Raw genomic sequence first — 25,514 nt, 5'->3', positions numbered from 1 at the left:
GATTTGACGAGACAATCTAGTTTCAATCGCAGCAGTGCTGTTTGATTTTGCGCAAAGACGTCGGCGGTTTCCCGGTGCGATTGCTCGTCAATGCTGAAAGACAATCGAACTGTTCAAAGATATACGGACCTGCAGGGTTTCCTCTCCGATCTGGAGCGCCGGGGAATGCTCGCAACGGTGGACGAGCCGGTTTCTCTCGTGCATGAAGTGACCGCCCTGCATCGGAAGGTGCTTCATGATGGCGGCCCCGCGCTTCTCTTCAGACGTCCTGTCGATCGCGAAGGGAAGATTTCCGCTATACCCGTGGTCGCCAATCTCTTCGGCACAAGGGAGCGTATCGAGCTGGGTTTGGGCCTCGGAACCGGCGGCCTTCCGTATCTCGCCGAAGAACTGGCGGAATTGCAGCGGCCATCCCCTCCAAGATCGCTTGCCGACGCCTGGAGGAAGCTTCCACTGTTAAAAGCCGCCGCATCGATGCGCTTCCGCCACTCCCGAAAGTCTTCCTGTCAGGAGATCGTGCTTAAGGCGGACGATATCGACCTCGGCTGCCTTCCGGTCCAGTGGTGCTGGCCGGGCGAGCCCGCGCCGCTGATCACATGGCCCCTGGTGATCACCTGCAGCCCCGACGACCCGGAAGACATAAATGTGGGCATCTATCGGATGCAGGTTCGCGACAAGAACTCTTTGATCGTTCGCTGGCTTGCTCATCGCGGTGGTGCGAAGCACTTCAGGCAATGGCAGCGCAGGGGACTCGACATGCCGATCGCGGTCGTCATCGGCGCCGATCCCGCAACCATCCTGTCGGGCGTCATCCCGCTTCCGGAAGGAATGAGCGAACTGAACTTCGCCGGCTTGCTGCGGGGTACTCGGACGCAGGTCACCAAAGGCCGTACCGTACCGCTTTTCGTGCCGTCGCATGCCGAGATCATCCTGGAAGGACTGGTCTCGAAAGACGAGACCGCGCCCGAGGGCCCCTATGGTGACCACACGGGATATTACAACTCTGTCGAAAACTTTCCCGTTGTCCGACTGACTGCGATCACCAGCAGACGATCGCCAGTCTATTTGACGACCTATACCGGCCGCCCTCCGGACGAGCCGTCCGTGCTGGGCGAGGCGATGAACGAGTTGTTCGTCCCGATCGCCAAGCGTCATTTTCCCGAAATTACCGACATCTGGCTTCCGCCCGAAGCCTGTTCCTATCGTGCCGCCGTCGTTTCGATCGACAAGCGATATCCGGGGCAGGCACGACGCGTGATGATGGGGCTCTGGTCGATACTTCCCCAATTCAACTACACGAAGCTCGTGATCGTGGTGGATGCAGCCGTTTCCGTCCGCCGATGGGAAGACGTCCTCTGGGCGATCTCCACGCGATTCGACGCGGCGCGGGATCTGCTGGTCGTGGAAAATGGCCCGATAGACTATCTGGATTTCGCTTCCCCGAGGCCAGGGCTCGGAACGAAGATGGGAATCGACGCGACGAACAAGATCGGGGCCGAGACGGAACGAGAATGGGGCCGCGAACTTCACATGCCCGATGAACTGGTAAGGCGCGCAGACGAAATATGGGAAAGGGTCCGTCATGGATTGGCAAGCGGACGGGTATGATGTCATCGTCGCCGTAAGCGGGGCGTCGGGGGCGTCGCTTGGCGTCGCAGTTCTGGACCGGCTGACCGCGCTGCGGGTCAGGGTTCATCTCGTCGTTACCGACGGCGGGGAGAGGACGCTGGCGCACGAAATCGGGCCGGAAGCCCACGGCCGGATGTTGCTCAAGGCGCATCGGTGCTATGACAACAAGGATATCGGCGCGGCGATCGCGAGCGGTTCGTTTCCCGTCTCGGGAATGATAATAGCACCTTGTTCGATGAAGACGCTTGCCTCGATCGCAACGGGAGTGTCCGGAAACTTGGTGGCGCGCGCCGCCGACGTGCAGCTCAAGGAGCGGCGGCGCCTTGTCCTCATGACACGTGAGACGCCGCTTCACCTCGGCCACCTGCGCAACATGACCTCTGTCACGGAGATGGGGGCCATCGTCATGCCTCCGGTGCCGGCCTTCTATCACCGGCCGCGGTCGATCGAGGACATCACCGATCATCTGGCTTGCCGCGGGATTGATCTGCTCGGACTTTCTCTTCCGCACCAGGCGCGGGCATGGACGGGCGAGGCGGCCTCCAATCAGCCGAAAATGGCAATCGGATCTGCTCCGAAAAGCAGAGCATGACCACCTGCGAACAATAGCCAGACGACAAGTGCTGCCGTAATTGCGGCCGAGAGAAGCATGGGCATATCCCAACCGGGGCGGCGACCCGAGAAGAAGGCCGCCATCGGCACGATCGAAGTGTTCTGCGACAATGCCTGCCACCGGTCTCCCAGCCGCCGCCGTGCCCGCTTCTCGGTCATCGCGATCGACCCCAGGGCGAAGAAGGCGAATCCTCCAAAGAGAAGCAGCGACCGCAGATCCCCGTTTGCGGCAATATGGCCGAACGCCCAGATCGCAAATCCCCACAGTACCGGATGTCTTGTGATGCCCACCACCGCGCCGATATCTTCGGACGACCTGATCGCAACGGAAAGAGGGTTTGCGCTCAATAACCCTGCGATCACCAGGAACGCGCCGAGCGGGGCAAGGACAAATGTCACGGCGGCGTGCCAGGGGCGCAGGTCCCATAAAGGGACATAGTCCAAGGACAAGGCAGTCGAGAACAGCCAGACGAGAGCGGCAAGCGAGGCGGCGGAATAGCCGATGAAATATGCCGGTCTGCCGATGCGCGAGATGATTTCGGAGCGCACTGCCGGAACGGCCGGTATCGAGTGGAGGAGAAAAAAGACTGCGAAAGCGGAAGCGAACGGGATCATGAGGACCTCCTGGGGTTCGCGTGATAGCAGATCCCTTCGGCTATCGGATTGATCGCAATCAATTGCCGGTGGCTTTTGGTGGCGCAAAATCGTGGCGGCCGTATTTGCGTAATCTCAACGACCTGTTCTCGAAAGAAGGACATTGCTGGATGATCGACTTTGGAGACAATGATCATGCAGAATAAAAAGGATGACGGCACTCGCGCTCCCCGCGGAATGTCTCGCGAGGGTCTTGTCATCTTCTCCTACGGTTTCCGTCCCTTCTTTCTGGCTGCCGCAATATGGGCGATCGTCAGTATCGATCTCTGGGCCGCCTTTCTGACGCTCGGCGTTCCGCTCGCCACGGAATACGGGCCGCTCTACTGGCATGCGCATGAGATGCTCTTCGGCTTTGCGCCAGCGATCCTCTCCGGCTTTCTTCTTACCGCCATTCCGAACTGGACGGGGAGGTTGCCGATATCGGGCCGCCCGCTCATCTATCTTTTCAGCCTGTGGACCGCCGGCCGTCTCGCCATGCTCGCGAGCAGTTCCATAGGCCTGGTTCCTGCGGCAGTCATCGACGGCGCGTTCCTTCCCGCCATGCTCGTCCTTTGTACCCGTGAGGTCGTAGCCGGCCGGAAATGGAAGGATCTCAAGGTCGTCGGTGGCCTGGCAGTCCTGTCGATTTCGAACGTCCTCTTCCATCTGACGGTCGTGAAAGCGGGAAATCCGGAACTCGCGATCCGTCTGGGCCTCGGCGCCTACGTCCTGCTGGTGACGATCGTTGGAGGCCGGATTATTCCAAGTTTTACGCGCAACTGGCTCAACCAGTTCGGCCGGACCGACTTTCCCGTACCTTACAACCGCTTTGACGCGGCCACGATCGTTCTCGGCGCCGTTTCGCTGATCGTATGGGCGGTTTGGCCGCAAGCATGGTGGAGCGGCGGGCTTAGTGCCGCCGCCGCCGGTCTGAATCTGGTCCGACTGGTTCGCTGGCGGGGCTGGACGACATGGCCGGAACCCATCGTGTTTATCCTGCATGCGGCCTTCGTTTTCGTCCCCATCGGCTTCGCGGCCATCGCGCTTCAGGCTGTGGGGCTGCCTGAACTGGTTGTGCTCCATATCTTTGCGATCGGATCCGTGTCGCTGATGATGCTGGCCGTCATGACCCGTGCCAGCCGCGGGCACACCGGCCGAAAGCTGAAGTCCAGCGCGATCACCAACCTATCCTATGCTATTCTTATCGCCGTCGCTCTCGTCAGACCGATGGCGGAACTGCTCCCCGACTATCGATTGGGAATCCTGATGCTGGCGGTCCTGGGATGGACAGCGGCATTCGGCTTCTTCGCCGCCGAGCATGCACCCATGCTCTGCGCCGGGAGAAAGCCATTGGCCGTGCGGGGAGGCTGACGGTCGATGAGATCGATATCGCCATGCCGTCCGTCAGTTTCACTGACGGACGGCATGGCGGATCGCGATTGGGGACACACGGCTGGAACGAGACGCCGCCGCATTCCTTGCAACGGCACAGCCTCATTCAGATTTCAGATCGGTTCGGCCTAAAATCGTCCGGTTCCAAGGCCCAAAACATCACCTGCGGCTGGTCGTGAATCGTGTTTCTTCGCTTAGAATGCAGTCGTGTGCGTCCATGACGGCGACCCACTGCCGATTTCCGATGCGCACGGTCAACCGCTTGGTGCCTTCATCTTCTCCGATGCCGATTTCCACCCGGCTGCGAACGAGGCCGCGCCGCAGAAGATTCACGAAAGCGTCTTGCGACAGTCCAAATCTGTCGGCGAGGTAGGAAACCTCGATGACAGGGTCTTCCCGATCGACTTGCATCGCATTTCCCATAGAGATCAATCCGGCCTGCCTGAAGAAAACAGATCTGCCAGTTCGGGCGACCACGGCGGATCATAGACGAGGTTGACAACCGCCTCGCTCACGCCCGCGAGCATCTCGACTTTGGCTTTCGCTGCCTCGGCCAGAAATCCGGAGGCCGGACAGAAGCGGGTCGTGGTCGTCATGTCGATCTCTACGAGGCCTTGGTCGGAAATCGACACCTGATAGATCAAACCGAGATCGACTATGCTGGTTCCGATCTCGGGATCATCGATCTCCCGAAGTGCGTTTAGAATGTCTTCGCATGTCAGTTCAGTTTCTTGCATCGGTCCGATCCCCGGGCGTTGCCCTGATCATGATCCGGTAGACGCTCCCCGTCTCGTCGAAATTCCCGACCCATTCGTGGCCGCGTTCCCGGAGTTCGTTAAACAGGAAAAGCGGCTCACGGTTCAGCAAGGCAAACAGTACTTCGCCGCTGGTCATGGTTTCAAGCCTCGTGAGAATCCGTTCCATGGGTTCGGGAGGGGGCAGATCGGTCAGGTCAAGGTTCCAGACCGGGTCGGGCCAGATCGTCTCGCCGACGTCCTTCGGGGTATCGTCCGCGGCTGCTATCGGAAGGAACTCGATCTCCCAGTCGTCGTCCGCAAGCCGTCGGGCCGTATGCGTGAAGCCACGCTGCGCAAGCTGCCGGATGAGCGGCTTGGGCTCGAAGATTGCATGCAGCCTGACGCCTTCGCCCGGAGCAAGGCTTGAGAAAGTGTCCATGATCAATTGAAAGGGCATCCCGCCATCGCGCAGGATCTGTCGTACATCGAGTTCACGAAGCTGAACCATTGGCGTCACCTCTGTGGTTGCCGGCGAAGAAGAATGCCGGATGTTTGAACGGGAATTGCTTAGCTTCTGCGTCCACGCCAACGAGTCCTCGCGACAACGCAAGTTCCACTATAAGCGCTGCCGTCGAAAGTGCCTGGACGAAAGCGGCCATGCGGAAGATGTGGTCCGATTCAAGAAAGATCGCCGCCGCTGCGAAGATTACGGCCGCATAGAAGGCGCCGAGCCAAATGTTCGATCGGAATGTATCGACAAGATCCGTCAACCGCGGTGTCGGGCGTCGGCCGAGAAGCGGGCCGAATGCCTCGATCCATGTGAGGAAGGGAACGATCTTCAGAAGCTGCGCCAGCCCAAGTCCGCTCAGCCAGCCGAAGACGAAGAGATAGGAGAGGGCAACGATGGTTTGCTGGCCAGCGTGAAAAAGGATTGCGCAAGAGAGGAGGGGAACCGAGATGCCGAGCAGGACGAATGCCGGAAGAGACCAATAGGTGTTCAGTTCAAGCGTCCGGCGGCGACGGCTGCGATAAGCGCGGAAAAGTTCGGCGAGGTATGCTGCCGTGGCAATCGGAAGGAGGAGATCAGCCAGAAGGGCTAGCTTGCCGGCGATGTCGGTGTCGAACACCAAGGCGACGGCCGCGGAAATAAGAAGGACGACAATCGCCGATCCGCTTGCGCGAAGCATGACGGATCGTTTCATGTCGTTCGACAGCAGAAACATCGGCAGCAGCTTGTAGGTTACCCCGATCGCGCCGAACGTCATCCATCCAACGAGCCCCAGGCCGGCATGCAATGGTGCTGCGCTGACGACGTAGGATACGACGGAGGGACTTCCTGCCACGCCGGAGACGACGATCGCAAAAAGCGAGCCCAGTGCGACAGCGGCCGCCAGACTTGCAATGCCCAGGAGAACGAAGCGTGACGCTTCGTGGGCGCGTCGTCCACGCCAGAGGAGTGAGAGGAAGATGGATGCGATCGACAGGATCGAAATGGCGAGTATGGATGCCGCCGCGATCATGACGGGGCCGGCCGCCTCTGATCCGGCTTCGATCGATCGGAAGCCGGAGATGAGCAGAACCAGTCCCATCACTATGCCGCCGAGTGCCGCCAGGCTGAGATTTTCGGCCGGCAGGCTCAGACCGGTCAATACCGGTCCGAATTGCAGAAGCGCACCGAACATCAGCAGGCCCAGCCATCCGATTGCCGTGGAGTGCACGACGATAAGCGCGTCCGGCTCGGTCACGTCAAGCGACGGAACCCAGCCTCCGATCGCAAGCAGGCACTCTGCGAACAGCAGAAAAAAAAGTGCCGCTGCGAAATAGGACATCGTCCACCGCGACAGGCTGGTGCCCATTGGTATCATCGCGCTTCTCCGGCGTCAGTGGCCGCCGCAGCAGCAGTCGCAGCCGGCGTCGAGGCGGGTGATCTCGACGCGCCATACATCCGGTCCCTGCTCGAGATATTCCCAGGAGAATTTGCCCGGTAGGGCAGTCTCAAGCTGGTACTGCAGCGGTCGCGGCTCGTGATCGCTCGTAATATGGAGGATGGCTCCCGGTGCGAGCGCATGAAGGGTGCCGAAGATGCGCGGGTGGCGTTCGACCGGCGGAAGAATCCGCACGTCGATGTGGACGATTTCATTTTGGGTGGAAGATGCTTCAGTCATTGACAGTTCCTTTGCCGCTCATCGTTGGGTGAGAGGACGGCGGCTCGTCCATTCGCCGACCTTCAAGATATCCGTTGGGAGATTCTCGAACTTTGACAGCGAACAAACATCCGAGAGGTTTCGGATAGCCGGCGTTTTCCGTCATTGACTTATGACAAGGAAGCCCTTTGGGCGGGCGGGCATAAGGAGCCACGAGCTTCATAAGGGAAAAGAAGATGTCGAACGCATTGGTGGCCAAATACGGCGAAGCCCGCCTGCCACGTTATACGAGCTATCCGACCGCCCCTGCATTCGCAGCAAGCGTCGGGCCTGAGGACTATTCGCAGGCTCTGGCAGCCGCAACAGCCGGGGCACCCGTATCGTTGTATCTCCACATGCCCTTCTGCCGATCCATGTGCTGGTATTGCGGCTGTCATACGACCATCACGAGCCATGACGGTCCGATTCTCGACTATCTCGATGTCATGAGCCGCGAGATTGAATTGGTCGCCCAGGAAGCCCATGGCGAGATTCCCGTCAAGAACGTGCACTTCGGAGGCGGCACACCGACGATCATGAAACCTCACGAGTTCTCCGCTCTTATGAAGCAGCTCAGAACTTCGTTTGCATTCGCCCGGGACACCAGCGTGGCAGTCGAGATCGACCCTCGAACGCTTGCCGGCGAAATGATGATCGCGCTTGGCGAGAATGGCGTCGATAGGGTGAGCCTCGGGGTCCAGAGTTTCGATCCGGTCGTCCAGAAGGCGATCAACCGCATCCAGACTTTCGGCCAGACGGAGACGGCGGTCGCGGGCCTGCGCAGTCGCGGCGTTTCAAGCACGAATTTCGACCTGATCTACGGCTTGCCTTTTCAAACCGTCGGCTCGTGCGTCGAAACGGTACGGATGGCGATCGATTTAATGCCGGAGAGATTTGCAGTTTTCGGCTATGCTCACGTTCCCGCCTTCAAGAAGCATCAACGGCTCATCGATGAGTCGGCGCTTCCGGGGGCCGCAGAGCGCAACGAACAGGCCGAAGCGATCGCCGAAGAACTTGTCTCCGCAGGATACATCCGGATCGGTCTCGATCATTTTGCGCTTCCTGACGACGAACTTGCGCTCGCGGCTCGATCCGGTACGCTGCGAAGGAACTTCCAGGGATATACTACGGACGAGTGTGAAACACTCATCGGGCTGGGTGCATCATCCATAGGGCGGTTGCCATCCGGCTATTACCAGAACCACGTCGCGATCGGACGATATGCCGAGATGGTTTCCCTCGGGCTCCTTCCAACCGCGAAGGGCTATCTTCTCACTGGTGAGGACAAGCTCCGCGCCAAGGTCATCGAGCGTCTCATGTGCGATTTCGAGGTGGATATTGCCGGCTTGTGCCGCGAGGCCGGATATGATGCAGGCTTCCTGCTCGAGCGGAATCCCCGCTTCGACGATTTGGTGGCCGACGGAGTTGCCGCGATCGCCGGCGGCCGCATCACCGTGTCCAAGGACTTGCGTTTCATGGTCCGTGCCGTCGCAGCAGCCTTCGATGCCTACTTCGGGGCGCTGGGAAGGACACACAGCAAGGCGGCCTAAAGGAACGCCAGGAAAGGCGCGAGGCGGCTTTCCGTCCGCAATTGCATAGAAAAACGACGTCGCCCTTTTCGCCGAAGCGGATCGTGACAAGATCCGATAGCTGTCGGTGAACTGCCTGCTACGCCGTCAGGCTCCTGTAAATCGCGGGCAAGGCGCTGGGCAGATTGGCGATGTGCGAGACCAGGGCATATCCTTGGCGGCCGAAGATGGCCGGAAGATAATCACCCGCGTTCCGGTCCACCGTGACCGCAAAAACAGTCTGACCGCGGCTGCGCGCTTCGGTCACGGCCCGTTTGCAGTCCTCCAGAGCGAACCTTCCTTCGTAGTGATCGACGTCGTTTGGCTTGCCGTCGGTCAGGATCATCAGGAGTCTTTTTCGAACGCCTTGATCGTCGAGCTGTTTCGAGACGTGCCGGATCGCGGCGCCCATGCGCGTGTAGTAGCCGGGTTTCAGGCTGGCGATGCGGCGGGCGACCACCGGCGAAAGCTTCTCGTCGAAGCGCTTGATCGAGTCGATGCGGACCCAGTCTCGGCGACGCGAGGTGAACGTTTCGATGGAAAAACCGTCTCCGCATGCCTCGAGACCTCGCGCAATCACATCGAGGGCTTGCATCTCCACATCAAGCACTCTTCGATTGTCCACCCATGAGTCCGTGGATAGCGAGACGTCGACAAGTATCGAGGTTGCCAGCTCGTGCGCAGCTGGCCGCGCGCATTCGTAGATATGATCGTTCGGATGCCCTGTGGCGAGAAGATCGATGCGTGAGCGGACGACCGCCTCCAGGTCGAGATCGTTCCCGTCCAGCTGCGCCCGTCTTGCTTCGCGCTTGGGACGCAGTGTTTCGAACTGCTTCTTGACCTTGCGGATGATGGACTGATCGCTGGCCGGTGCCGTTTGCCCGGCATCCGCCGCAGTTCCCAGCACTACCCGGCAGTGATCCGGAAGATACTCCTGCTTGCGATAATTCCATTCGGGATAGACGAACTCTCCGTGAATGCGGGAGGGATCCGCGGCTTCGGGGGAAAGATCGAGGTCGAAATGAAACTTGGATCTGGGCCTCTCTTTCGTTTCGCTAAGTGTGATATCGTCAAGTTCGTCCGCGGCCGACGGATCGTCGTCCTCCCGGTCGTCGCTTGGCCGATCCACATTCACCATCTCGGCCATCGCGAGGATTTTCTCGAACCTGTTCAATATGAAAGGGTCCCGTTTGCGATCGTCGGCATCCTTGCTTCGCATTGCTTCGTGCGACGGTTTTTCCGCTGCGTCGCGCTGCGACATATCCGAGGGAAGATCGTCGCGATCCGAGTTCCGGGAATGGGCGCTGCCGCAAAAGTCGGCCCAGAGCGGGATCGGAAGCATGGGGAGATAGCCGGCCGGCGACGCTTTGATCTCGGGCCGAGCGTCGAGCGGAAGATCGTGCTCGATTGGAACGGACAGCGCCGCCATTGCAAACGTCTCGATCCGTGCCTCGACCGAGGGAAGCCTGCCTCGCTCGCGGCACGAAACCAACGCACGGCTCAGGCGAACGTAGCGGCTGCGCATGCCGGGAAGGACCTCTGTTACCGCCCGTGAGTTTCGGCGTCCTGCTTCGATGCGCGCTATATCCCGAAGGGCCGGATCGGAAGATGCTCGGTCGGGTGCGACAGCGATCGCGACATACGCCGCAAGCCAGAAGTAGAGGTCATGATTGAGCTCGCGGTCATCGAAAATCTCGATGACCGCGGGAAGATGTATCGCCGAGTTGTCCCATGTCGGATGATCGCTCCTCTCTTCGCCGAGGCCTATTACTTGGCGCAGGCGAAGACGGTGGGAAGAAGTCTTTTGCCGCGACTTTTGGATCTGAAGGGTGGCTTCACCCCCAAAGGCACGGAAGCACACGGCGAGCTGCGATCTGATGTCCGCCAGCCGCACCGACTGATCGGGGTGGCGCGGCCACGAGTTCGTGTCGCCGACGAAATGATGCCAGGCGCGTCCTACTGTTTCTTCAAGTTCCAGGAATTCGAGCATGCCGTCCGATCCTAAGCAAGCGTGGCCTTGGCCACTTCAAGGAGCGCCGCCTTCACGTCGGCATCGTCGGTGAGCGGTTCGATGATGGCGGCGCGTACCGCGTCCGAAACCGGCATCCCGGCATCGACGAGCGTCGCGCAGTAGATGAGCAGGCGGGTCGATACGCCTTCTTCCAGATCCTGCCCCTTGAGGTTGCGCAGGCGCCGCGCAAGATCGACGAGCGGAGCGACCTTTCCCTCCGGAAGCCCGCTTTCGATCGCGACGGTGGCGATTTCCTTCTCGCGCGGAAGGAAATCGAATTCGATCGAGATGAAGCGCTGCTGGGTGCTCGGTTTCAGGGCCTTCATCAGGTTCTGATAGCCTGGATTGTAGGATACGACGACCATGAATGCAGACTGCGCTTCGAGGATTTCGCCTGTCCGCTCGAGTGGAAGGATTCGACGATCGTCGGTGAGCGGATGAAGCACGACGGCGACGTCCTTGCGCGCTTCGACGATTTCGTCCAGGTAGCAGACGCCGCCGTTACGGACCGCCCTGGTGAGGGGGCCATCGACCCAGACGGTCTCCCCGCCCTTGAGCAGATAGCGGCCGGTCAAGTCGGCCGCCGTCAGGTCGTCATGGCAGGAGACGGTCGAGACTGGAAGTCCCAGCCGGGCTGCCATGTGATGGACGAACCGGGTCTTTCCGCAGCCGGTCGGCCCTTTAAGAAGAACCGGCAGCTGCCGGGTCCACGCGCTTTCGAACAGCGCGCATTCGTTGCCCTGGGGGGAGTAGAGAGGAATTTCCGCCTTGGGATTCAGCGGATGATTGAGAGCTATCGTCATTTCCGATCTCCGTGAAGGCCCGCCTATTCGGCGGGCTGGGTCGTGGCCTGGGTAACGCGCTCGCGGCCCGGGATCAGGACCGACCAGATGAACATGAGCGCGCTGATGAAGACGAAGATTCCCGAGCCAAGTCTGACCCAGTAGAATAGGCTCAGCTGGTCCTGGACGTCCATGTACGGCTGACCGAGAACCCTCTGCAGATGCACCTGAATGACGCCGGCGAAGGTCAGCGCGAAGGTCATGACCGACATGGCGCTGCACATGATCCAGAAGCTGCCGATGGAGAGCCACTGGTTGTAGGGTGCCCGGCCGCGTATCTGCGGGATCGCGTAAGTCATGGCTGCAAGGTTCAGCATGACGTAGGCGCCGAAGAATGCGAGATGTCCGTGAGCCGCCGTGACCTGCGTTCCGTGCGTATAGTAGTTCACCGACGACAGAGTGTGGAGGAATCCCCATACACCCGCCCCGAAGAAGGCCATGACGGAGCAGCCGAGCGACCAGAGAATTGCCGCCTTGTTTTCATGCTTGCGCCCCGCCCGCCAGGTCATCACGAAGGTGAAGACGACCATCGTAAAGAACGGAGCGACTTCCAGCGTGGAGAACAGGGAGCCGATCCATTGCCAGTAGCCGGGCGCACCGATCCAGTAATAATGGTGGCCGGTCCCCAGGATTCCCGAAAACAACGCGAGCCCGATGATGACGTAGAGCCATTTTTCGACGACTTCGCGGTCGATACCGTTGAGCTTGATCATGAGATAGGCGAGGACCGAGGCCATGATGAGTTCCCACACGCCCTCCACCCACAGATGGACGACCCACCACCAGTACATCTTGTCCAAGGCAAGATTCGATGGATTGTAGAAGGAGAAAAGGAAGAAGATCGCCACGCCCCAGAGGCCGAACAGCAAGATGTTGGTGATCGTCGTCTTGCGGCCCTTGAGTGCCGTCATCGTGACGTTGAAGAGGAACATCAGCGCAACGACTACGATGCCGACCTTGATGGGGAAAGGCTGTTCAAGGAATTCGCGGCCTTCGTGGATATGGAAGAGGTAGCCGGCGACCGCCACTCCGGCCGCGACGAAGAATAGCCAGAACTGCGCGATCGCAAGCTTCGGGCTATATAGTTCCGTCTCGCATTCCTCCGGGAGAAGGAAGTAGGTGGTTCCCATGAAGCCCATCAGAAGCCAGACGATCAAAGCATTCGTGTGGATCATGCGGACGATGTTGAAGGGCAGTGTTACCGAAAGGGTATTCGGCAGGACGTAGATCGTCCCTGCCAGCACGCCGAACAGGAGCTGCGCCACGAAAAGGCCGAGAGCTCCGTAGAAATAGAGCATTGCGACGCTCTGTGTCTTGTATCTCATGATTTTATCCCAATCGTGTCTCAACCGGCCTGGTTTGGGGGCCAGGTCTGTGTCTTTATCTTGCTGACCCATTCGAGGAAGTCGGCAAGATCGTTCACTTCCCTGTCGGTCAAATTGAACTGAGGCATCTGCCTGCGTCCCGGAATGCCGGACGGCTGGGCCGCCATCCAGGCGTGCAGCGCCTCGCGTGCAGCGGCGGGATCCTTGTCTCCGCCCCAGCGGATCCACACATTGGAAAGTTCGGGCGCGAAGTACGCGCCTTCACCGTCTATCGTGTGGCAGTTGATGCAGGAGTTGCGCTCCCAGATCCGCTTTCCGCGGGCGACGCCGTCCGTCAGCGTCGTCTCGTCGGTCGAAACGGTGCGAATGTAGTAATGACTGTGGGCCGTCAGTCCCACGAAGATCGCGAAGAAGAAGGCGGACCCGCCATAGAAAACGTTCCGGGCCGCGGTTTTTGTCAGGCGTTCAGCCATCGATCACCCTTTCATGTCATTGGCGGAACCGCCGTGACGTCGAAATTCGAGCCATGTGCTCGCGATGTCTGGATGATCGAATTCGAGGGGGAGGTCTTTGTTAATTCGCAAGCATGCGGGTGAATGGGGCTTATGCCTGATCGCCGATGCTTTCGTGTTCCGCGCCAGCCGGTGCAATTGAAGGATTATCGGCGTCTTACGACCAACCGAGAACCAGAGCCCTGGCAGACGCGAGAAGCAGAATCGTCGCCGCCCAAGCGATCAGGGCCGGCCCGATAGGAGAGGGGTTTCCGCGAAGGCCCAGAAAGTCGAGGACGACGAATCTCACCTTCGCTACGATCATCGAGGTGATGACAACGATCAGAAGGTAGCGGGGTACGCTCGCGGAAAAATACCGCGCGGACACGAAGACGCAGGCGGTCAGAAGCACGAGCGCTGCGAAGGTTTGTGCGAGCGCGATTTCGTTCCGGCGAAACCTCATATCAAGTACACCACGGGAAGCATGACCAGCCAGACGATGTCGACGACATGCCAGAGTGTGCAGATGAGGTGGATGTTCTGCCGGTTGGGGAAAACTCCGACGATCAGCAGGATAAAGGATCCGAAGAGAACATGCGCGAGGTGGAAACCGGTAAGGAGCAGGTAAAGCTGAGTGAAGGTGTCGGTCGTGACCATAGATATCCCCTCGACGCGGTATTCGCATAGCTTGATGACGACGAAGAGCAGGCCGCTTGCCGCCGCTGCGAAGAGCTGAAGACGCCTGCTTCGCGAGTTCGGTGACGCGGCCGAAGCAGCAAACCAGCCGCTTGCCAGAAGAACCATGGTGTTAAGTACGGGTATATCCTGATGCAGCTGCGCCCTTCCGGCGGCGAAGTCGGCGGGATGCATCCACCCTGCGGCAATGAATGCACAGAGAAGCGCACCGAATGCCGCAAGCTCGCTCCAGGCGAGTATCCAGACGAGCAAGTCTCCGTCTTCGGATCCGCCGATGTCCGTGACGTCCCGTGATGAGGTGGTCGTAGTCGTGTTCATACGCGAGCAGTAAGCGCATCGATTGCTTGCTTCGTTGCGTTCCCGCAAAGATCGATGGCGTCGCAATCATCGGACACTATGAGCATTGTATGAGCTGGCCCGCGGATTGAATGGAAAAACTCCGAGCTGTTTGATCGACCGCAATGAGCAAAGTGTCCGGTCCGCTATGATTGCCATCATAGGAGATCAAATGACCGACGCACAGATTGGACTTTCGATAGCGACCCCGGTGATCGTTTTCTTTGCGCTCGCTCTTTACCGTATGGGTGTTCTGCAAAGGACAGGTGTTCTCTCTGCCGTCCTGGCCGCCGTGGCTATTGCTGCCAGCCTCTACATGCAGAGGTAGCAATCATGAAAGAGATGGTCGACGACTTTCGGGAGCTTGAAGGCCGCTATGGCCGGCTCCTCTCCTGGTGCGATCTGCTGGAAGCGATTGCGGACTTCCTGCCATGCCGCGTCGATCACAGGCTCTGCGATACGATCGCGGACGGCCTTCCGCCGCTGCTGGCTTCCACGCATGAATTAGAGGTACGTGTCGTCTCCCCTTATCTGAGCTTGATCATGACGAGCGGGGAATTGGCTGATGCCGAGGAGCATCGAAGAGCGAGCCGGCAGTTCGACCGCAACGCCGCACAGGAGGTCGCAGACGTACTTGCCGCCTTGAAGGCGGACAGGTGTCCCTTGCCTTCGGACGCTGTCGGATATCTGCTTCGGTCGTTCGTCGTGCCCATGCGCCAGCATATCCGTGCCGAGCGGGAGATTGTCGGACAGATTCGAAAGGCGCTGGAGAGCCTGGCTCCCCCTTCCATAACGACGAATGCCGGTACAGAAGCGGCGTAGTGTTTGGAGGCTTGTGTTGACGCCGCCGTCGGCGATCGTCTCCCAGCTCAGCCATCCCGCGGCTTGAAAATGGTGGTCATTCCCTCACCTGCTGCCTGCTCGCTGTTCCAAAGCCGGTGTGACGGCTGAGCAATCCACTCAAAGCATTCGGCGCGCCACAGGACGAGCAGGACCGTGTTGCATGGAGCGGGGTTGGGCCGGATGATTTTAGGCCTATCCGGCCCAAAATCTCAATCCGCTCTCAGAATCAAAGATGTAGAGCATGATGTCGTCCGAAATCCCCTCGCGCTTTTCGGCATCGCGCTCCAGCTGCATTCCTTCCTGTTTTCCCCAGAAGCTTGATGAACATCAAAGAGAGGAGCCGGCCTATACCCTACACATGTCCTCGAGGCCAAAGAGGCCGGTAGGATAGGAGACTTCCAAATGCATTTGAAATTCGGCCTTTTTGCAGCCGCGGCGGCATTGATGGTTTCAGCAGCGCCGCTGATGGCGGCTGACCATCAAATCCAGCTGCTTAACAAAGGCAGTGATGGTGTTATGGTGTTCGAACCGGGCTTTGTGAAAATCGCGCCGGGTGATACCGTGACTTTTGTGCCGACCGATAAAAGCCATAACGTCGAGACGTTTAAGGGGCTTATTCCGGATGGCGCGCCGGAATTCAAATCCAAGCCGAGCGAGCAGTATCAGCAGAAGTTCGATATTGCCGGCGATTACGTTGTGAAGTGCACGCCGCATGCTGGTATGGGCATGGTCGCTTTGATTCAGGTCGGGGACAATCCAGCCAATCTTCAAGCCGTTAAGACCGCTCAGCTTCCGCCGATGGTGCGCAAGCGGCTCGATGCGGACCTCGCCAAGGCTGCCCAGTGACGAACTCGCATGAGGCCGTGCGCAACGATAGCGCCGGCCCATCGCGGACACAGCAAAGACCAAAACCCGGTTCCCATGCGGGATAATCGCTCATATGGATGCCGAACCAAAGGCGGTCGGCGGCTTTAAGGCCTTTCCAGGAAAAGTGCGTGGCGGTTTTTCGTCCGGAATGCGTTGGGAAATATGAAGATAGAGCGTTTCGCGCTTCGGAGAACGCGGAAATGCTCTGGTGAACCGGTGAGGAGCGGACGGGGAGCCTCGCCGGGGAGGATGGTGTCGGTCGAAGAGGTGCGGCCGACACCTCCGACTCCGCCTTATCGTGCACATGAGCCGGCATTGCACTCTTCGGACGTGAGTGGACGTTACTTCCATGACAGGTTTTCGGAAATCACCGGCATTGCCGGGCAGCCGCGTCCACAGTTGAAAGCCGGCGCGTTAAACAACCGCGCCCGTCGCGCCGGAATAAGCATGCCGCGCGAAAGATGCGAATGCGAACAGATCCAGGTATCCAGACGCCAATTCCCGCCTCGTTGATCTAAATCAAGGAGCGACGCCCCTCTCCGTGACAGTCCTTCGATGGAAGTGCGGGGAAAGCCGGCCGCTATACGGTCGCCTGCGCACGGGGGATGATACATGAACTACACTGTCGAGACGATGGCGGTTGCCATCGCAGCGTTCGCAGCTCTGGTGATGGCCGGTTTGGCACACGACCATCTGTTCGCCGTCCATATGGGCATAATATGTTTCTGTCTGGTGGTGGGAACCGTCCTGCTCTTGCGGAGAGTAAACTTCTCACCGGCGAGCCGGGCACCAAATGTCAACGCATCCGGATATTTCGATGAAGTCATTCGCTATGGCCTGATCGCTACGGTCTTCTGGGGGGTCGTCGGCTTTCTGGTGGGTCTGGTGATCGCATTGCAATTGGCTTTTCCCGACCTGAATTTCGCGCCATATCTGAATTTCGGAAGGCTGCGCCCGGTTCACACGTCAGCGGTAATCTTCGCATTTGGCGGCAATGGTCTTATCATGACGTCATTTTATGTCGTCCAGCGCACCTGTCGCGTGCGCCTGTTCGGAGGCAGCCTGCCCTGGTTCGTATTCTGGGGCTATCAGCTCTTCATCATCATGGCGGCGAGCGGCTACGTACTCGGAATCACCCAGGCGCGTGAATATGCGGAGCCGGAATGGTACGAAGATATCTGGCTGACGGTCGTGTGGGTCGCTTATCTGATTGTGTTTCTCGGGACAATTCTGAGGCGCAAGGAGCCGCATATCTACGTTGCCAACTGGTTCTACCTAAGCTTCATCGTTACGATCGCAATACTCCATGTGGTCAACAACCTCGCGGTACCGGTTTCGTTCTTCGGCAGCAAGAGCTACTCCGTCTTCTCAGGTGTTCAGGATGCACTGACCCAGTGGTGGTACGGGCATAACGCTGTCGGCTTCTTTTTGACCGCCGGTTTCCTGGGGATGATGTACTATTTCGTCCCGAAGCAGGCCAATCGCCCGGTCTATTCGTATCGGCTGTCGATCATCCATTTCTGGGCTCTGATCTTCATGTACATTTGGGCCGGTCCGCATCATCTGCACTATACCGCATTGCCGGATTGGGCACAGACCCTCGGCATGGTGTTTTCGGTGATGCTGTGGATGCCTTCGTGGGGCGGCATGATCAACGGTCTCATGACCTTGTCCGGCGCCTGGGACAAGATTCGCACCGATCCGATCATCCGCATGATGGTTGTGGCGTTGGCATTCTACGGCATGTCGACCTTCGAAGGCCCGATGATGTCGGTCAAGACGGTGAATTCACTCAGTCACTATACCGAGTGGACGATCGGCCACGTGCATTCCGGTGCGCTTGGATGGGTCGGCATGATTACTTTCGGCGCAATATACTATCTTACACCCAAGCTGTGGGGACGTGAGCGCCTCTATAGTCTGCGGATGGTCAATTGGCACTTCTGGTTGGCCACTCTGGGCATCGTAATTTATGCCGCCGTTCTATGGGTGGCGGGAATCCAGCAGGGCTTGATGTGGCGCGAATATAACGCCCAGGGCTTCCTCGTCTACTCGTTCGCGGAAACCGTGGCTGCCATGCTCCCCTATTACGTCCTTCGTGCCGTCGGCGGCGGTCTGTACCTGGCCGGTGGCGTCGTAATGGCATGGAACGTCTACATGACGATCCGCGACCAAGTCAGAACCGAGGCCGCTCTTCCGACCTCTTATGTGCCCCAGGCACAACCCGCCGAGTGAGGTGAAAGATGGTTTCCATATTGGACAAACACCAGATTCTCGAGAAGAACGCGACGCTTCTGCTGCTTGGGTCGCTGCTCGTGGTCAGCATCGGCGGCATTGTCGAGATCGCCCCATTGTTCTACCTCCAGAACACGATCGAAAAGGTGGAGGGGATGCGTCCCTATACTCCACTCGAGCTGGCCGGGCGCAACATTTACGTCCGCGAGGGATGCTATCTGTGTCACAGCCAGATGATCAGGCCGTTCCGCGACGAGGTCGAGCGTTACGGGCATTACTCCCTCGCGGCTGAATCGATGTACGACCACCCGTTCCAGTGGGGATCGAAGCGCACCGGTCCGGATCTGGCACGTGTCGGCGGCCGTTATTCCAATGAGTGGCATGTCCAGCACCTATCCAATCCCAGGGCCGTCGTTCCGGAATCGATCATGCCGACCTACGCTTTCCTCAAGGATCGTGACGTGACGGTGAAGGATATCGGCATGGACTTGAAAGCCAACGAAGATGTCGGCGTGCCGTATACCGACGATATGCTTGCCAACGCCGAAGCGGACATGAGAGCTCAAGCCGATCCGGGCGCAGATACGACCGCGCTCCTCAAGCGCTATCCGAAGGCGAAGGTCGGCGACTTCGACGGCAACCCAACGAGGCTCACCGAGATGGATGCTCTTGTCGCCTATCTGCAAATGCTCGGCACGCTGGTCGACTTCTCGACCTACGACGATGCCACCGGTTATCGATGAGGCGGATCAATGAATACCTACAATGCAATGCGGCATTTCGCTGACAGTTGGGGCCTCCTGGCGATGAGCGCCTTCTTTGTGGGCGCGATCTTGGTCGCGATAAGGCCTGGTAGCAGAAAGGCCGCGGAAGACGCCGCCAAGATACCTTTGAAGGATGATTGAAATGGCGGAAAAGCACGTCGACGAATTGAGCGGGGTCGATACCACCGGGCACGAATGGGACGGCATCCGCGAACTCAACAATCCGATGCCAAGATGGTGGGTGTGGACATTTTGCGTCACCATTGCCTGGGCTGTTGGATACGCCTTCCTCTATCCATCGATACCGATGGTTACTTCTGCCACGCGAGGCTACCTGAACTTCTCGAGCCGAGCCGCGCTGCAGCAGGATTTGGAGCAATCCAAGACGGCGCAAATGAAATTCCGTGACATGATAGCGGCAAAAACGGTCCAGGAAATCGATGCCGATCCCGCGCTTCGTGAATTCGCGATCGCCGGTGGGGCGTCTGCGTTCAAGGTTAATTGTGCACCTTGTCACGGCTCCGGTGCAAGCGGAGGGCCGGGTTTTCCCAACCTCAACGACGACGACTGGCTCTGGGGGGGCGATCTCGACTCGATCCAGAAGACGATTTCCCATGGCATCCGCTTCGATGCCGATCCCGATACGCACGTGTCGGAGATGCCGGCTTTCGGCGACGTACTCGACCGCAACCAGATCCGAGACGTTGCCGTCTATGTCTGGAGCCTGACGAATGCTCCATCGGACCCGGCACTTGTGCCGGCAGGCAAGCGGATATTCATCGACAACTGTGCCGCCTGCCATGGAGAGGACGCCAAGGGCAAGCTGGAAGTCGGCGCCCCTAATCTTGCCGACGCCATCTGGCTCAAGGGCGCGGGTGAAGATGCGATCATTCGTCAGGTTACCGCGCCGAAGCATGGCGTGATGCCTGCCTGGTCAGGCCGATTGGGTGATACGACCGTGAAAGAACTGACCGTATTTATCCATTCGCTTGGTGGCGGCAAGTAGAAGGAAGGCGGTGAAAAATCATGGGCGCGGTCCGCTTTGTGGAGCTTTGCGGCCCCACGCGCCGGTGCGCCCAAGCGTTTTCGTTCATGCCGGCGCCGCTGCGTCCGGCTCGTCCCCGACGGCGACAGCCTCCGTCCCTTGACGCTGCATTCTTCTGTCGGCCGGCCGGTTGACCTGAATCAACGATCGATGAGCCGGAAACTGACAAGATTGGGAAAGAAATCGGATACCTCCCATGAACCTCTACACAGCACAAGGCTCCCAAGACGTCGAACGAGTCGATGTCGAGCCTGTTAACGCGCGCAGAAACCGCCGGCCGCTCTATGCTGCCCGCAAGAAAGTGTTTCCGAAAAGAGCTGAAGGCCGTTTCCGCCGCTTCAAGTGGATCGTCATGCTTGTCACGCTTGCGATCTACTATCTTGCGCCCTGGATACGCTGGGATCGCGGCCCCTATGCGCCCGACCAGGCGATTCTCGTCGATCTCTCTTCAAAGCGGTTCTTTTTCTTCTTCATAGAGATATGGCCGCAGGAGTTCTACTATGTGGCCGGCCTGCTGGTGATGGCCGGATTCGGGCTTTTCCTCGTGACCGCCGCCGTTGGGCGGGCATGGTGCGGCTATGCCTGTCCGCAAACCGTATGGGTCGACCTCTTTCTGGTCGTCGAACGCGCTGTCGAAGGGGACCGCAATGCCAGAATAAAGCTGGATGCGGGTCCCTGGACCTTCGAGAAGATCAGAAAGCGTATTCTCAAGCATTCCATCTGGCTCGCCATAGGCCTCGCTACCGGAGGGGCATGGATATTCTATTTCGCCGACGCGCCGACGCTTCTCAAGGCTTTGATCTCCGGCACCGCACCAGCGGCCGCCTACGTGACGATCGGCATCCTCACCTCGACCACCTATGTCCTGGGCGGGCTGATGCGCGAACAAGTCTGCACCTACATGTGCCCATGGCCACGCATTCAAGGGGCGATGCTGGATGAAAACTCGCTGGTCGTCACCTACAATGACTGGCGGGGCGAGCAGCGCTCCCGCCATGCCAAGAAAGCGCTGGCAACGGGGCAAGTTACCGGCGACTGCGTCGATTGCAATGCCTGCGTTTCCGTGTGCCCGATGGGTATCGACATCAGAGACGGCCAGCAGATGGAGTGCATCACCTGTGCCCTGTGCATAGACGCCTGCGATGGCGTCATGGACAAGCTCGGAAAGCCGCGCGGCCTTATCGCATACGCGACGCTGAGCGAATACGCGGCCAACATGGCACTTGCGACCGAGGGCGGAAAGACGCCGGTTCAGCCGGCGAAGGTGCGAAACCCGGATGGCACGTTTGTCGATGCGGTGCGCCATTTCAACTGGCGGATCATCTTCCGTCCGAGAGTCGTTTTCTACGCGGTCGTCTGGGCTGCCATCGGCGTCGCCATGCTGGCGCATTTGTCGATGCGGGAGCGCCTCGAACTCAATGTCCTTCATGATCGCAATCCTCAATACGTGCTGGAAAGCGACGGATCGATCCGGAACGGCTACACGCTGCGAATCCTCAACATGGTGCCGAGACCCAGGAAAATCGAGTTGAAGCTGATCGGGATGGAGGATGCGACGATGCGCATCCCGGAATTCGGCATTAAAGACGCTCGCAGCTTCGTCGTCGATGCATCGCCCGACATGGCCAATACGCTCAAGGTCTTCGTCTCCCGAAAACAGACCGGTATCGCAGTCAATGAATTTCTGTTCTCGATCGAGGACGCCGAGCATTCCGACAGGGCAACTTACCGCGCGGCCTTCAACGCGCCAGGAGCGACAAGATGAGTGTTGGTGCCAAAGGATTCACCGGTAGACACATGTTGCTGACGACCACCACCTTCTTCGGGGTCATAATCGCCGTCAACGTCACCATGGCATGGCTGGCCTCGTCGACCTGGAGCGGGCTGGTGGTGAACGATACATACGTCGCCAGCCAGGAGTTCAACAAGAACGCCGCCGCGATGAAGGCGATGACCGCATCGGGGATCACCGGCCGTCTTTCGATCAAGAGTTCCGAAATCTACTATTCCATCCGCAACCGCGACGGATCGCCGGCGATCGTTGACGAGGTCACGGCAAACTTCAAGCGGCCCGTCGGAGATCATAACGACTTCAGCGTCGCTTTCAGAAAGCTCTCGGAGGGTCACTTCGCAGGGGATCACGATGTCGCCACGGGTGACTGGATTGTCGAGATCGTCGCGAGGCATGCGGGAGCCCTCGTTATGCACCAGGCTGTCCGCATCGATACCGCGGAGCCCGACCAATGACGTGCTGCACGATGAATGCCGAAGCCGTGATGGCGCTGAGCCGGAGCACACTCAGCGCCGAAGAGATCAATCTTGCCAGTCATCCGCTGGGCGGCGGCTTGAGGCAGCTCGACTTCAGCGTGCCGGACGTGCACTGCGGCGGCTGCATTTCGACGATCGAGAAGGCGCTGACGGCGCTCCCTTATGTCCGCAAGGCAAGGGTCAACCTGACTTCGCGGCGGGTGAGCTGCGTTTACGCCGAGCAAACGGCGCAAGGGAAAACAGATCCCTCGGACATTGTGGCGGCCATCGAGGCCGCCGGCTATCGAACCCATCTTTTTATGCCGCTCGCGCTCGAAAACGACAGAATGAGGAATGAGCTCCTCCGGGCCGTGGGTGTTTCCGGCTTCGCGGCGGCGAACATCATGCTTCTTTCGGTATCGGTCTGGTCCGGGGCGGATGCGGCGACCCGCGACCTGTTCCATTGGATTTCGGCAATGATCGCGGCACCGGCACTTATCTACGCCGGCCGGTTCTTTTTCCGATCGGCGTGGAATGCGTTGAGCCACGGCCGCACCAATATGGATGTTCCGATTTCCCTTGCCGTGACGCTTTCCTATGCCGTCTCCCTTTGGGAGACCGTCCACCATGGTGAACACGCCTGGTTCGATGCGTCGGTCTCGCTGCTATTCTTCCTGCTGATCGGCAGGACCTTGGATCACGTGATGCGCGAGAAAGCGCGCGCCGCCATCAACGGTCTGGCAAGGCTGGCTCCTCGAGGCGCGCTTCGGATTCTTGCCGACGGATCGAAAACCTATGTTGCGGTCGACGAGATCGCGATTGGCGATGAAATCGCCATCGCCGCCGGCGAGCGCATTCCGGTAGATGGCATTGTCGTCGGCGGCGAGGGCGACCTTGATCTCTCGGTCGTGACAGGCGAAAGCAGCCCGGTGACGGTTTGCGCGGGTGCCCAGGTCAGCTCGGGTGCGATGAACCTTACGGGCTCGCTGGTGATACAGGCGACAAAGCTGGCCAGGAACTCTCTTCTATCCGAAATCATCGTTCTCATGGAAGCAGCCGAAAGCGGTCGTGCCCGCTACCGCCGCATAGCAGATCGTGCAGCAACGCTTTACTCTCCAGCGGTGCATCTCCTCGCGCTGGTATCGTTCCTCGCCTGGGGCTTCGTCGGAGGCGACTGGAAGCATGCGATGCTTGTCGCCGTCGCCGTGCTTATCATCACCTGCCCGTGCGCCCTGGGGCTTGCCGTCCCGGTTGTTCAGGTAGTGGCGGCCGGCGAGCTATTCCGCAAAGGCGTGATGGTCAAGGACGGCGCGGCGCTCGAAAGGCTGGCCGAGGTCGATACCGTGATGTTCGACAAGACGGGTACGCTGACGATGGGAATGCCTCGTCTTGTGAAAACCGAAGTGACGGATGACATGAGCATTGCAGAGGCGATCGGCCTAGCCCTCCATTCGCGGCATCCTCTGTCAAAAGCCCTGGTACGAAGTGCGAGTGCGGCCTCGACCGTATACAACCGGGTATCCGAGATTGCGGGCGGCGGGATCGAGGGAAGGCGGGGCGAGGACATCTATAGGCTGGGCAGCGCCCATTTCTCGTCTGGCAGGGCGTCTGTGATGCCGGTTGCCGGCAGCCCACTCTCCGAAGTCGTGTTTTCGCGCAACCAAGCCGTTCTGGCACGCTTCTTCTTCGAGGACACGCCGAGGCCGGGCGCCTCGGAGGCGGTCGCAGCGCTCGATGCAGCTGGTCTTAAAACAGTGATCCTGTCGGGCGACCGGCAGAACGTCGTGGATCATACCGCCCGGACGCTGGGCATCGATAGGGCCGTCGGCGGATTGACGCCGATACAGAAGGTCGAGGAGTGCAATGCGCTCACGGACAAGGGCTGCCGCGTTCTGATGGTGGGCGACGGCATCAACGACGCGCCGGCGCTTGCCGCCGCCCATGTGTCAATCGCGCCCGCGACTGCATCGGACATCGGTCGCCAGGCGGCGGATCTTGTATTCTTCGGCGATCGTCTGGACGCAGTCCCCGAAGCCATACGGATAGCTCGAAGAGCGACCATGCTCGTCCGCCAGAATTTCGTCCTCGCGATCGCCTATAACCTACTCGCCGTCCCGATCGCCATTGCCGGATTGGCAACGCCGCTGCTTGCCGCGGTCGCGATGTCCACCTCGTCGCTGATCGTCGTCGCCAATGCGCTCCGTCTCAATCCGCTTGTCAGGCAGCGGTCGGCCGGAGCGCCGGCGGCGGCTGCGCGAGGCACGGAGGCTCAACTCCTATGAACATGCTGATCTATCTTATTCCGATTGCGCTTCTCATGGGCGGCATAGGATTGGCAACATTCTTCTGGTCGCTCAGGAGCGGCCAATACGATGATCTGGAGGGGGCCGCGTGGCGTATCCTTGCCGAAGACGATCCGGATTCGCCAAAACCATAAGGCGCGAGCGTCATAGGTAGCCTCCATCTTTGCATATGTTTGACGCGTATCAATGCCGAGGTGTACGCGATAGCTATTGTGCCGGGATGCATTGGCATCTCGACCCATGACCATCTGGATATTTTTTGCACTCGCCACGGCCGCAGTTACTGCCGTTCTTTTACACCCGCTTTCGAAGAACCGTGCTCCATCTGTGATGCGCGGCGCCGGCAGCTCAGCCGTATATCGGGATCAGCTGCACGAACTCGAAAGGGAACTTGCTGCCGGTTGGATAGCGGCGAGCGAATATGAGAACGCGAAAGCGGAAACGGCGAGGCGGCTTTTCAAGGCAAACGAGCAGGAATACCCCGCTGCGAAGCCGGCTCGCCCAAGCCACTGGCTGAAACTGGCGATAGTGGTGTTCCTGCCGCTCGCGAGCATGGGCCTTTACACTCGCCTCGGGTCGCCGGACCTTCCATCCCGCCCGCTGCAGGAGAGGTTTCGAAATCCCGGCGGGGACATGGCAATCCTTGTTCGAATGATCGAATCCCACCTCCAGCATAGCCCGGATGACGGCAAGGGCTGGGAGGTGCTCGCGCCGATCTATTTCAGGATCAATCGCATTGGCGATGCCGAGCTTGC

Annotated in this window: 28 protein-coding genes; 16 read left to right on the top strand and 12 right to left on the bottom strand. The window is 59.3% G+C overall.

Annotated features, from left to right (window positions below):
• Positions 1 to 90 precede the first annotated feature (90 nt).
• A complete protein-coding gene (locus Q4Q11_RS08765; protein ID WP_498569249.1) occupies positions 91 to 1,608 on the top strand; it encodes a UbiD family decarboxylase in 1,518 nt (505 codons plus the stop codon).
• Positions 1,583 to 2,221: a UbiX family flavin prenyltransferase gene (locus Q4Q11_RS08760; protein WP_498569248.1), complete on the top strand. Its 639-nt coding sequence runs from the start codon at positions 1,583 to 1,585 to the stop codon at positions 2,219 to 2,221. The genes Q4Q11_RS08765 and Q4Q11_RS08760 overlap by 26 nt, the downstream gene beginning before the upstream one ends.
• On the opposite strand, the gene Q4Q11_RS08755 is transcribed toward Q4Q11_RS08760, so the two are convergent.
• A complete protein-coding gene (locus tag Q4Q11_RS08755) occupies positions 2,176 to 2,856 on the bottom strand; it encodes an NnrU family protein (protein WP_498569247.1) in 681 nt (226 codons plus the stop codon). The two genes, Q4Q11_RS08760 and Q4Q11_RS08755, sit on opposite strands and share 46 nt — an antisense overlap.
• Positions 2,857 to 3,030: 174 nt before the next feature.
• Here Q4Q11_RS08755 and Q4Q11_RS08750 point away from each other — a divergent pair, with 174 nt between their 5' ends.
• Positions 3,031 to 4,245, top strand: coding sequence for an NnrS family protein (locus Q4Q11_RS08750; RefSeq protein WP_498569246.1), 1,215 nt, complete (start codon positions 3,031 to 3,033; stop codon positions 4,243 to 4,245).
• Between the two features lie 180 nt (positions 4,246 to 4,425).
• On the opposite strand, the gene Q4Q11_RS08745 is transcribed toward Q4Q11_RS08750, so the two are convergent.
• The 5 genes from Q4Q11_RS08745 to Q4Q11_RS08725 are packed head-to-tail and all read right to left on the bottom strand — an operon-like array spanning position 4,426 to position 7,168.
• On the bottom strand, positions 4,426 to 4,677 hold the full coding sequence (locus tag Q4Q11_RS08745; protein ID WP_112512976.1) for a DUF6522 family protein: 252 nt from the start codon (positions 4,675 to 4,677) through the stop codon (positions 4,426 to 4,428).
• 17 nt (positions 4,678 to 4,694) lie between these two features.
• Positions 4,695 to 5,003: a metal-sulfur cluster assembly factor gene (locus Q4Q11_RS08740; protein ID WP_113217068.1), complete on the bottom strand. Its 309-nt coding sequence runs from the start codon at positions 5,001 to 5,003 to the stop codon at positions 4,695 to 4,697.
• The gene (locus Q4Q11_RS08735; protein WP_112512978.1) at positions 4,990 to 5,511 is read right to left on the bottom strand and encodes a DUF2249 domain-containing protein; all 522 of its coding nucleotides are present in this window, start codon (positions 5,509 to 5,511) and stop codon (positions 4,990 to 4,992) included. Before Q4Q11_RS08735 ends, Q4Q11_RS08740 begins: the two co-directional genes overlap by 14 nt.
• The gene (locus Q4Q11_RS08730) at positions 5,495 to 6,868 is read right to left on the bottom strand and encodes a hypothetical protein (protein WP_498569245.1); all 1,374 of its coding nucleotides are present in this window, start codon (positions 6,866 to 6,868) and stop codon (positions 5,495 to 5,497) included. The genes Q4Q11_RS08735 and Q4Q11_RS08730 overlap by 17 nt, the downstream gene beginning before the upstream one ends.
• Before the next feature lie 15 nt (positions 6,869 to 6,883).
• Positions 6,884 to 7,168, bottom strand: coding sequence for a DUF2249 domain-containing protein (locus Q4Q11_RS08725; RefSeq protein ID WP_113217071.1), 285 nt, complete (start codon positions 7,166 to 7,168; stop codon positions 6,884 to 6,886).
• Between the two features lie 215 nt (positions 7,169 to 7,383).
• Here Q4Q11_RS08725 and hemN point away from each other — a divergent pair, with 215 nt between their 5' ends.
• Positions 7,384 to 8,736, top strand: a complete 1,353-nt coding sequence (hemN, locus tag Q4Q11_RS08720) for an oxygen-independent coproporphyrinogen III oxidase (protein ID WP_498569244.1) — start codon at positions 7,384 to 7,386, stop codon at positions 8,734 to 8,736.
• Between the two features lie 118 nt (positions 8,737 to 8,854).
• Here the strand turns inward: hemN and Q4Q11_RS08715 are convergent, their stop codons facing one another.
• From Q4Q11_RS08715 to Q4Q11_RS08690, 6 genes are all read right to left on the bottom strand, one after another.
• Positions 8,855 to 10,744, bottom strand: coding sequence for a nitric oxide reductase activation protein NorD (locus Q4Q11_RS08715; protein WP_498569243.1), 1,890 nt, complete (start codon positions 10,742 to 10,744; stop codon positions 8,855 to 8,857).
• A gap of 11 nt (positions 10,745 to 10,755) precedes the next feature.
• The gene (locus tag Q4Q11_RS08710) at positions 10,756 to 11,568 is read right to left on the bottom strand and encodes a CbbQ/NirQ/NorQ/GpvN family protein (protein ID WP_498569242.1); all 813 of its coding nucleotides are present in this window, start codon (positions 11,566 to 11,568) and stop codon (positions 10,756 to 10,758) included.
• A gap of 23 nt (positions 11,569 to 11,591) precedes the next feature.
• Positions 11,592 to 12,932 carry a cbb3-type cytochrome c oxidase subunit I gene (locus tag Q4Q11_RS08705; RefSeq protein WP_112512984.1) on the bottom strand — a complete coding sequence of 447 codons (1,341 nt, stop codon included), beginning with the start codon at positions 12,930 to 12,932 and terminating at the stop codon, positions 11,592 to 11,594.
• A 20-nt stretch (positions 12,933 to 12,952) separates the two neighbouring features.
• Positions 12,953 to 13,405 carry a c-type cytochrome gene (locus Q4Q11_RS08700; protein ID WP_498569241.1) on the bottom strand — a complete coding sequence of 151 codons (453 nt, stop codon included), beginning with the start codon at positions 13,403 to 13,405 and terminating at the stop codon, positions 12,953 to 12,955.
• A gap of 196 nt (positions 13,406 to 13,601) precedes the next feature.
• The gene (locus Q4Q11_RS08695; protein ID WP_113217077.1) at positions 13,602 to 13,886 is read right to left on the bottom strand and encodes a cytochrome C oxidase subunit IV family protein; all 285 of its coding nucleotides are present in this window, start codon (positions 13,884 to 13,886) and stop codon (positions 13,602 to 13,604) included.
• Positions 13,883 to 14,437: a cytochrome c oxidase subunit 3 gene (locus tag Q4Q11_RS08690; RefSeq protein WP_498569240.1), complete on the bottom strand. Its 555-nt coding sequence runs from the start codon at positions 14,435 to 14,437 to the stop codon at positions 13,883 to 13,885. The genes Q4Q11_RS08695 and Q4Q11_RS08690 overlap by 4 nt, the downstream gene beginning before the upstream one ends.
• A gap of 190 nt (positions 14,438 to 14,627) precedes the next feature.
• On the opposite strand from Q4Q11_RS08690, the gene Q4Q11_RS08685 reads away from it, so the two are divergent.
• The 12 genes from Q4Q11_RS08685 to ccmI all read left to right on the top strand — a co-directional run.
• Positions 14,628 to 14,783 (top strand): hypothetical protein, encoded by a 156-nt coding sequence (locus tag Q4Q11_RS08685; protein WP_498569239.1) that lies wholly within the window; start codon positions 14,628 to 14,630, stop codon positions 14,781 to 14,783.
• 5 nt (positions 14,784 to 14,788) lie between these two features.
• Complete coding sequence (locus tag Q4Q11_RS08680) at positions 14,789 to 15,277, top strand: hypothetical protein (RefSeq protein ID WP_498569238.1); 489 nt, start codon at positions 14,789 to 14,791, stop codon at positions 15,275 to 15,277.
• 423 nt (positions 15,278 to 15,700) lie between these two features.
• Positions 15,701 to 16,144, top strand: a complete 444-nt coding sequence (locus tag Q4Q11_RS08675; RefSeq protein WP_498569237.1) for a pseudoazurin — start codon at positions 15,701 to 15,703, stop codon at positions 16,142 to 16,144.
• A 633-nt stretch (positions 16,145 to 16,777) separates the two neighbouring features.
• Positions 16,778 to 18,400 (top strand): cytochrome-c oxidase, cbb3-type subunit I, encoded by a 1,623-nt coding sequence (ccoN, locus tag Q4Q11_RS08670; RefSeq protein WP_498569236.1) that lies wholly within the window; start codon positions 16,778 to 16,780, stop codon positions 18,398 to 18,400.
• A gap of 8 nt (positions 18,401 to 18,408) precedes the next feature.
• Positions 18,409 to 19,143: a cytochrome-c oxidase, cbb3-type subunit II gene (ccoO, locus tag Q4Q11_RS08665; RefSeq protein ID WP_113217081.1), complete on the top strand. Its 735-nt coding sequence runs from the start codon at positions 18,409 to 18,411 to the stop codon at positions 19,141 to 19,143.
• Between the two features lie 9 nt (positions 19,144 to 19,152).
• Positions 19,153 to 19,305 (top strand): cbb3-type cytochrome c oxidase subunit 3, encoded by a 153-nt coding sequence (locus Q4Q11_RS08660; RefSeq protein ID WP_498569235.1) that lies wholly within the window; start codon positions 19,153 to 19,155, stop codon positions 19,303 to 19,305.
• Position 19,306: 1 nt separating this feature from the next.
• Positions 19,307 to 20,170 (top strand): cytochrome-c oxidase, cbb3-type subunit III, encoded by an 864-nt coding sequence (gene ccoP, locus Q4Q11_RS08655; protein WP_498569234.1) that lies wholly within the window; start codon positions 19,307 to 19,309, stop codon positions 20,168 to 20,170.
• A gap of 235 nt (positions 20,171 to 20,405) precedes the next feature.
• Positions 20,406 to 21,974: a cytochrome c oxidase accessory protein CcoG gene (ccoG, locus tag Q4Q11_RS08650; RefSeq protein ID WP_498569233.1), complete on the top strand. Its 1,569-nt coding sequence runs from the start codon at positions 20,406 to 20,408 to the stop codon at positions 21,972 to 21,974.
• Positions 21,971 to 22,456 carry a FixH family protein gene (locus Q4Q11_RS08645; protein ID WP_112512995.1) on the top strand — a complete coding sequence of 162 codons (486 nt, stop codon included), beginning with the start codon at positions 21,971 to 21,973 and terminating at the stop codon, positions 22,454 to 22,456. Before ccoG ends, Q4Q11_RS08645 begins: the two co-directional genes overlap by 4 nt.
• Complete coding sequence (locus Q4Q11_RS08640; RefSeq protein WP_498569232.1) at positions 22,453 to 24,738, top strand: cation-translocating P-type ATPase; 2,286 nt, start codon at positions 22,453 to 22,455, stop codon at positions 24,736 to 24,738. Before Q4Q11_RS08645 ends, Q4Q11_RS08640 begins: the two co-directional genes overlap by 4 nt.
• A complete protein-coding gene (ccoS, locus tag Q4Q11_RS08635; RefSeq protein ID WP_498569231.1) occupies positions 24,735 to 24,893 on the top strand; it encodes a cbb3-type cytochrome oxidase assembly protein CcoS in 159 nt (52 codons plus the stop codon). The genes Q4Q11_RS08640 and ccoS overlap by 4 nt, the downstream gene beginning before the upstream one ends.
• Positions 24,894 to 24,999: 106 nt before the next feature.
• On the top strand, positions 25,000 to 25,514 hold a 515-nt coding region (gene ccmI / locus Q4Q11_RS08630; protein WP_498569230.1), incomplete at its 3' end, for a c-type cytochrome biogenesis protein CcmI.

The sequence above is a fragment of the Rhizobium sp. UFLA01-1127 genome (assembly GCF_059803845.1).
The sequence above is the reverse complement of the archived record's forward strand: the minus strand, read 5'-3'. Positions and strand labels throughout refer to the sequence as shown.